The following is a 2,527-nucleotide window of genomic DNA, read 5'->3' as shown; positions in this document are numbered from 1 at the left end:
CAGCCGGATGGATGATCTGGTTTAATTTCTCCAGAAGCTCTGGATGTGAAAATACTACATCCGAAACCTGTCTGCGGTCAATAGTTTTATCATTTTTTATGATTTGTCTTCCAAATAGTGCAATCACCGGTTCATAACAGGACTGCCCCGGCTCCATCACCAGATGCCCGATCTCATCTGCTTTCATCACATATGCCTGATACTTTTCTTCAAGAAAATCAAGCACTGTACTTTTTCCGGCACCCACTCCGCCGGTAATTCCTATTGTTATCATCATCACTTCGCCTCATACCAGTTATTACCCTGATGCATATCGACTTCCAGTTCTACGGAAAGCTTTGCGGCACCTTTCATCTCTTCTTCAAGAATAGCAGAAACCTGCGGGATTTCCTCTTTACAGGTCTCTATCAGAAGTTCATCGTGTACCTGAAGTACAAGACGGGATTTAAGATTCTCATCCTTTAATCGTCTGTACACACGGTTCATTGCAATTTTAATGATATCCGCCGCAGTTCCCTGTATTGGAGAGTTCATGGCTACTCGCTCCCCAAAAGACCTCTGCATAAAATTACCGGATTTCAGTTCCGGGATCGGCCTGCGTCTGCCAAACATGGTAGTCACATATCCTTTTTCTTTTCCCTCTTCCACCAGTCCGTCAAGAAAACCTTTGATCTTTGGATAAGTTTCAAAATATCTTTCAATATATTCGGCTGCTTCTTTTCGTGTGATACTTAAATCCTGGCTGAGCCCAAAGGAACTGATCCCATAAACGATTCCAAAATTTACTGCCTTGGCATTTCTCCTCTGCAGATCTGTCACCTCATCAAAGGGCACATGGAATACCTCTGATGCTGTATGTCTGTGGATATCCTGGGCTTCTTTATATGCCTGGATCAATTTCTCATCCCCTGACATATGTGCCAGAACACGAAGCTCGATCTGGGAATAGTCCGCATCCAGAAATACATATCCCTCTTCCGGAACAAATACCTTACGGATCAGTCTTCCAAGCTCCATTCTTACAGGGATATTCTGAAGATTCGGCTCTGTGCTGCTGATCCTTCCTGTTGCTGTAATTGTCTGGTTAAAAGTAGAATGAATCCTGCCGTCCTCTGCGATCTCACCAACAAGCCCGTCTGCATAAGTAGATTTCAGTTTCGCAAGCTGACGGTACTCCAGAATATCCTTTACAATGGGATACTCCGGTGCAAGCTTTTCCAGAATATCTGCCGCTGTGGAATAACCTGTCTTTGTTTTCTTTCCACCCTTAAGGCCAAGCTTTTCAAACAGGATCACTCCCATCTGTTTCGGAGAATTGATATTAAACTCTTCCCCTGCCTGCTGCCAGATCTGCTTCTCCAGTTCTCCAATACGTACACTTAGTTTCTCACCGTAGCTTTTCAGTTCTTCACTCTTCACGCTGATTCCCCATTTTTCCATGGAATCAAGAGTAAAGATTAGCGGAAGTTCAATCTGTGTATATACGTTCCACATACCTGTATCATGCAACGCTTCACACATAGGTTTCCGGCAGGCAAGTGCTGTATAGGCCATGTAGCAGCCCCAGGCTGTAAGTCCCTCTGCACTTTCCTCCCATGCTTTTTCCACTGTTTTCTTTCCAAGAAGTTCCTCTCTTGCAGGCAGGATACGACCACTCAGATATTCCTTTGCCATATCATCATAGGTATAGGAGGATTTCAGCGGGTTCAACAGGTATGCAGCCACGCCTGCATCAAATACAGCCATCGGATCATCAAATTGTATATACTTGAGTAATGCCTTTACATCCAATGCACAGACAGTATGTGTTTTATTATATTTCAGAGTACCGTCTGCATTAACATCAGATATCTCTTTTTCTGAACTTCCCTTTGTATCTTCTGCATTACATTCCATATTATTCTCTGCATTATATTCAGATACCTTACGAAAAAGCTCTTCTAATTTTCCGCAGAGATATCCTTCTGTGATCATCCCCTCCACAGGAATATAATAAATTTCCTCTTCATTCAGCGCAAGTCCTGCACCAAATACCCTGCCATTCTCTGTAACCAGAGAAACACCCGCTGTCTTTCCTGCTTCCGCTTTCGCAAACAGCGCTTCACAGCCTGCCAGGTCTGCACATGTGAAAAACTCCTGTTCCAGCGTATCTTCCTGTACTGCCGCAGAGTCAAAACGGTTAAGCAGATTCTTAAATTCCAGCTGTCTGCAGAGAAGGAAAGCTTCTTTTGTATAAAGATTTCCCAGTTTTGCCTTTTCATACGAAAACTCTATGGGACTGTCCGTACAGATTGTAGCCAGAGCCTTGCTCATCTGCGCCATATCATAATGTTCTCTCATTGATTCCCTGGCTCTGTTTGGCTTCAGCTCTTCCAAATGTTCATGAGCATTCTCAATACTTCCATACTCCACAATAATCTTTGTGGCAGTCTTCTCACCTACTCCCGGGATTCCCGGAATATTGTCAGCACTGTCACCCATCAGAGCCTTTAACTCAATGATCTGGGGAGGTGTCACCTGATATTTC

Annotated in this window: 2 protein-coding genes; both read right to left on the bottom strand. The window is 43.9% G+C overall.

The genetic code is table 11. From position 1 onward, the window contains the following. Window positions 1-277: dephospho-CoA kinase (coaE, locus tag AC075J_RS18700; protein WP_476390607.1), on the bottom strand; the 277-nt coding region annotated here is incomplete at its 3' end. Continuing rightward, window positions 277-2,527: DNA polymerase I (gene polA / locus AC075J_RS18695; protein WP_476390606.1), on the bottom strand; the 2,251-nt coding region annotated here is incomplete at its 5' end. The genes polA and coaE, both read right to left, overlap by 1 nt.

This window comes from Blautia sp. ZXY-1-C6, assembly GCF_056339875.1.
Note: the sequence above shows the minus strand (reverse complement) of the source record. Positions and strands in the feature narration are given on the sequence as shown.